Genomic DNA, 5,078 nt, shown 5'->3' with positions numbered 1-5,078 from the left:
TGCGCCGCAAATCGAACCGCTGGCAGCGCGACAGCACCGTCACCGGCACCTTGTTCACCTCGGTGGTGGCGAACAGGAATTTCACATGCGCTGGCGGTTCCTCCAGCGTCTTGAGCAGCCCGTTGAACGCCGCCTTCGACAGCATGTGGACTTCGTCGATGATGTAGATCTTGTAGCGCGCGGAGACGGCGGCGTAGCGCGACGCCTCGATGATCTCGCGCACGTCGTCGATCCCGGTATGGCTGGCGGCGTCCATCTCGATCACGTCGATATGCCGCCCCTCGGCGATCGCGCGGCACGGCTCGCAGATCCCGCACGGATCGATCGTCGGCCCGCCCTGCCCGTCGGGCCCGATACAATTGAGCGCCTTGGCGATCAGCCGCGCGGTCGAGGTCTTGCCGACTCCGCGCACGCCCGTCAGCAGAAAGGCATGCGCGATCCGGTCGCGCTTGATCGCGTTGCCCAGCGTCTGGACCATCGCATCCTGCCCGATCAGCGCGGCGAACGTCTGCGGCCGATATTTGCGCGCCAGCACGCGATAGGGCGTCGCGCTTGCCACGGGCGGCGGCGTGCCGAGGTCGAGAGAGTCGGACATTGCCGGTGGATATAGGAGCGCGCGTACGGCTTGTCGAAGGCTTCTCCGGGGTGGTGGACGTCACCCGCGCACCACGGAGGAGCGACAACCAACCACCGTCGCCCCTGCGCAGGCAGGGGCCATGTCTGTAACGTCCCGCCGTCCGCTCGCAGCCACGACAAACGACAATGTGTCGTAAAAACAAAACCGCCGCGGCAAAGCCGCGCCGTCGGCCGGAGCTGCGCCCCGCCGGCCGCGCTTGCGCGTCTGGCGGCCAGCATGGCCGCCTGCGCGATGCGCGGTGGGAGCCGGAACGACCCGCGGCGAAATCGTTGTGGCTGCTTCCGTCAGGACCTGACCAGGTTGGCGACGACCACGTCCGCCCGACTCCCGCGCGCCATATGGCGGAGCCGGGCGGCCCGATCAAGTCAAAGCGTCAAGCCGTTAGCGACGCACGCGGAAACAGCGGCGCTGCGGCCCGTAGTAGCCGTCTACCCAGCGACACACCGTCTGCGTGCGCGGTCCGCGATAGCCGTTCCACGCATAACGATCGCCGCGCCAGCCGCGGTCACCCCGCCAACTGCGATCGTTACGATAGCCGCGCCGGTCGTCCCACCCACGCCGGTCATTCCATCCGCGCCGATCGTCGCGCCGGTCATCCCAGCCGCGGCGGTCGTCCCAGCCATGCCGCGGTCCCGGCTGCGCCGTCGCCGCGGTCGGCACCAGCGTCATCGCCGCCATCAGGCCCGCGAAGCTCAAGGTCATCAGTTTCATACGCTCTACTCCCGAAATCCCCTGCCCTGTTTGGCAAGATGCGCGGGGAGCGCTGCATCGACCCTGAACTCTATGGTAAGCTTACAGAAAGCTTGTCGAGTTCGGGGGTCAGCACGATCTGGCACGCCAACCGGCTGGTCCGCCGCGCGTCATGGACCAGGTCGAGCATATCCTCTTCCTCCTCCCGCGCCGCCGGCAGCAGCGCGAACCAATCGGGGTCGACGATCACATGGCAGGTCGCACACGCCAGATCGCCGTTGCACGTCCCCTCCAGCGGCAGGCCGTTGCGTCGCGCGACGTCGAGCAACCGCTCGCCCGCGGTCGCCGCCCGTTCCGCTCCGTCGAACATCACCTTCATGCCGCCATCCTCTGCGCGTCCGCCGCTGCCACCAGCCGGTCGAGCGCCGCTACCAATTCCTCCTCGCGCGTATAGCGCCCGAACCCGAGGCGGATCGTCGATCGCGCCTCCGCGTCCGAAAGGCCGATCGCGCGCAGCACATGGCTGGTCCGCCCTGACCCGCTCGCGCACGCCGACCCCGCCGAGAACGCCACGTCGCGTACGTCGCTCATCAACCGCGCGACATCCAGTCCGTCGCGCCGCACGCTCAGATTGCCTGGCCAGCGCGCCGCTTCCGCGCCGTTGAGCGTCCATCCCGCCAGCCGCGCGCGCGCCACCGCGAACAGCCGCGCCGCCTGCGCCGCATCCTCCGCCATCCGTGCCTTCGCCAAGACCGCCGCCGCCCCAAATCCCGCGCACAGCGCCGGGCTGAGCGTCCCCGAACGCCCGCCCTCCTGATCCCCGCCATGCAACAGCGGCGTCAGCGTCACGCCATCGCGTATCCAGAGGGCACCGATCCCCTTCGGCCCATAGATTTTGTGCGCGGACATGGCGACCATGTCGCACCCCGCCGGGATCGCGACCCGCCCGAACCCTTGCACCGCGTCGCAGAGCACCAGCGCCCCCAGCGGCGTCACCGCCGCCGCAATCTCCGCTATCGGCTGGATCGTCCCGATCTCGTTGTTGACCAGCATCACCGCGACAAGCCGCGCACCCGTCTCGCGCACCGCCGCCGCGACCGCGTCCGGCGCGACCCGTCCGTCGCGATCGACCGGCACCACCACGCTCGATCGCCCGCTCGCCGCCACCGTATCCAGCACCGCCGCATGTTCGGTCGCCTGCGTCACGATCGCGCCTGGCAGACCCTTGATCGCCCAGTTGAGCGCCTCGGTCGCCCCGCTCGTGAACACCACGCGCCCGCCGGGGGGCAGCAGCGCCGCGACCTGCGCGCGCGCAACTTCGACGGCCGCCTTCGCCGCGCGCCCGGCGCGGTGCGGCGAATGCGGATTGGCGTGCTGGTCGCGCAGCCACGGCAGCATCGCCTCGAACGCTTCGGGCGCGAGCGGCGTCGTCGCCTGATAGTCGAGATAGGTCACGCCGCGAACCGCCCGGTCGCGCGCGCCACCCCGCGCCACGCCGCGATGAAGCGCTCAACGTCGGCGTCACTCGTCGTCCGCCCGAAGCTCACCCGCACCACCTCGCGCGCCGCTTCCTCGCTCCACCCCATCGCGCGCAGCACATGGCTGGGCTTCAGGCTTCCGCTCGCACACGCGCTCCCCGCCGACACCGCGATCCCCTGCATATCGAAGCGGATCAGCTGCGCCGCCGACGCGACCCCCGGCATCCGGTAGGCGCCGATCGCGGGGTGCCGCGCCGTCTCCTCGGCGACGACGATCCCGCCCGACCGCCGGATCGCATCGTCGAGCCGCGCGCGCCGCTCGCGATGATCCGGCTCCGCCTCGCCTAGCGCCGCGGCCTGGCCGAGCCCGCCCGGCACATTCTCGGTTCCCGGGCGATAGCCACGCTCCTGCCCCCCGCTCGGATGCAGCGTCGCGACATCGCGCACCAGCAGCGCCCCCGTCCCCGGCGGACCGCCACGCTTGTGCGCCGATAAAGCGACGAAATCCGCTACCGCCGCCAGCTCGTCCGACGCCGGCATCTGCGCGGCATCGACCAGCAACAGCCCGCCGCCCTTACGCACCGCCGCCGCGATCTCGTCGACCGGCTGGCGCACCCCGGTCTCGCTGTTGCACCATTGCACCGCCACCAGCGCGCCCGACACGTCGCCGAGCCCGCCCGCGTCAACCCGCCCCAGCGCATCGACCGGCAGCACATCGGCGCGCCCGGCCGCGCGCAGCACCGCGTCATGCTCCACCGCCGACACGATCCGCCGCCCCGCGGTGCACCGGCCGAGCGCGATCGCCAGCGATTCGCTTGCCCCGCTCGTCAGCAACACCTCGCCCGTCCAGCCATAAGCGGCCGCGATCCGCTCCCGCGCCGCCTCCAGCGCCGCGCGCGCGGCCCGCCCGGCGGCGTGCGGCGAGGACGGATTGGCCCACATCGCCATCCCGCCTTGCACCGCCCGCACCGCCGCGGGGGTCATCGGAGTCGTCGCAGCGTGGTCGAGGTATAGCGGCTCGGTCAAGACACATTCCATTTTCGGTGTTCGGGCCTATATAGCGCGCTTCCCGCCGGCCCCAACGCCTGCCGCCCAAGCACAAGGTCACCATGCCCGACGTCATCTTTCCCGGACCCGAAGGCCGCATCGAGGGGCGCTTCGCCCCCGCCCCGCGCCCGCGCGCGCCCGTCGCGATGATCCTCCACCCGCATCCGAATGCGGGCGGCACGATGAACAACAAGATCGTGCAGGAACTCTATAAGACCTTCCAGCGCCGTGGTTTCGCCACCTTGCGGTTCAACTTCCGCGGCGTCGGCAAGAGCCAGGGGACGTTCGACAACGGCATCGGCGAGCTGTCCGACGCCGCCTCGGCGCTAGACTGGGTGCAGAGCTTCCATCAGGAGGCGCAGACCACTTGGGTCGCCGGCTTCGGCTTCGGCGCGTGGATCGCGATGCAGCTGCTGATGCGCCGTCCGGAGATCCGCGGCTTCATCTCGATCGCGCCGCCCGCGAACCTGTTCGATTTCTCGTTCCTCGCGCCATGCCCGTCGTCGGGGATCATCATCCAGGGCGCCGAGGACGAGGTCGCCACCCCGCTCGCCTCGCAGAAGCTGGTCGACAAGCTGCGCACGCAGAAGCACATCACGATCCACCACGACGTGATCCCGCGCGCCAACCATTTCTTCGAGCATGAGATGGACGACCTGATGCGCTCGGTCGACAATTACCTCGACATGCGTCTGGACCCGAACTCGCCCATTAAGTAGCTGGCTAACTCCCCTCCCTGCAAGCGAGGGGTTGGGGGTGGGTGGCCGCTTGCGCCACGGCGGTGAGGATCACCTCCACCACCCCTTCGACATTCTCCAGAACCTCGTTGTTCCAGAACCGCAGGATCGTCCATCCCTGCGTCGCAAGGTAGCGACTGCGCGCTTCGTCGGCGTCAATCTGAACCGCGTGATGCCCCCCATCCAGTTCGACGCCGATCCGAACGCTCCGGCACGCAAGATCGACGATAAAGTGACCAACCACCAACTGCCGCGTAAACCGCGGTCGATGCGAGCGTAGCGCATTCCACAGCAACCGCTCGGCCGGCGTCGCCTCACGCCGCAATCGTCGCGCATTTTGGGTAAGCTCGGGAGGTATGCGTTGCATCGGGGCGGCACGCTACCAACCGGCGCGCAAGTGTCCACCCACCCCCGGCCCCTCCCTTTCAGGGAGGGGAGCCCCGACTCGCTCCCCTCCCTGAAAGGGAGGGGCCGGGGGTGGGTGGCCGC

The 5,078-nt window shown here is 69.7% G+C and carries 7 protein-coding genes and 1 other RNA gene; 1 reads left to right on the top strand and 7 read right to left on the bottom strand.

What is annotated here, in order from left to right; translation table 11 throughout:
- The 6 genes from dnaX to AADI75_RS15895 all read right to left on the bottom strand — a co-directional run.
- Positions 1–595 (bottom strand): DNA polymerase III subunit gamma/tau (gene dnaX, locus AADI75_RS15920; protein ID WP_341209965.1); only part of this gene is annotated, 595 nt, incomplete at its 3' end.
- Between the two features lie 276 nt (positions 596–871).
- Positions 872–969, bottom strand: an RNA gene (ffs, locus tag AADI75_RS15915) — signal recognition particle sRNA small type.
- A 49-nt stretch (positions 970–1,018) separates the two neighbouring features.
- Positions 1,019–1,348 (bottom strand): hypothetical protein, encoded by a 330-nt coding sequence (locus tag AADI75_RS15910; protein ID WP_341209964.1) that lies wholly within the window; start codon positions 1,346–1,348, stop codon positions 1,019–1,021.
- A 70-nt stretch (positions 1,349–1,418) separates the two neighbouring features.
- Positions 1,419–1,706 (bottom strand): 2Fe-2S iron-sulfur cluster-binding protein, encoded by a 288-nt coding sequence (locus AADI75_RS15905; protein ID WP_341209963.1) that lies wholly within the window; start codon positions 1,704–1,706, stop codon positions 1,419–1,421.
- Positions 1,703–2,782 (bottom strand): cysteine desulfurase family protein, encoded by a 1,080-nt coding sequence (locus AADI75_RS15900; protein ID WP_341209962.1) that lies wholly within the window; start codon positions 2,780–2,782, stop codon positions 1,703–1,705. The genes AADI75_RS15905 and AADI75_RS15900 overlap by 4 nt, the downstream gene beginning before the upstream one ends.
- The gene (locus tag AADI75_RS15895; protein WP_341209961.1) at positions 2,779–3,843 is read right to left on the bottom strand and encodes an aminotransferase class V-fold PLP-dependent enzyme; all 1,065 of its coding nucleotides are present in this window, start codon (positions 3,841–3,843) and stop codon (positions 2,779–2,781) included. Before AADI75_RS15895 ends, AADI75_RS15900 begins: the two co-directional genes overlap by 4 nt.
- Positions 3,844–3,914: 71 nt before the next feature.
- On the opposite strand from AADI75_RS15895, the gene AADI75_RS15890 reads away from it, so the two are divergent.
- Positions 3,915–4,571: an alpha/beta hydrolase gene (locus tag AADI75_RS15890; protein ID WP_341209960.1), complete on the top strand. Its 657-nt coding sequence runs from the start codon at positions 3,915–3,917 to the stop codon at positions 4,569–4,571.
- Positions 4,572–4,575: 4 nt separating this feature from the next.
- Here AADI75_RS15890 and AADI75_RS15885 read toward each other — a convergent pair whose 3' ends face one another.
- Positions 4,576–4,956, bottom strand: coding sequence for a DUF559 domain-containing protein (locus tag AADI75_RS15885; RefSeq protein ID WP_341209959.1), 381 nt, complete (start codon positions 4,954–4,956; stop codon positions 4,576–4,578).
- Positions 4,957–5,078 lie beyond the last annotated feature (122 nt).

The organism is uncultured Sphingomonas sp. (assembly GCF_964021865.1).
Classification (GTDB): Bacteria; Pseudomonadota; Alphaproteobacteria; order Sphingomonadales; family Sphingomonadaceae; genus Sphingomonas.
Note: the sequence above shows the minus strand (reverse complement) of the source record. Positions and strands in the feature narration are given on the sequence as shown.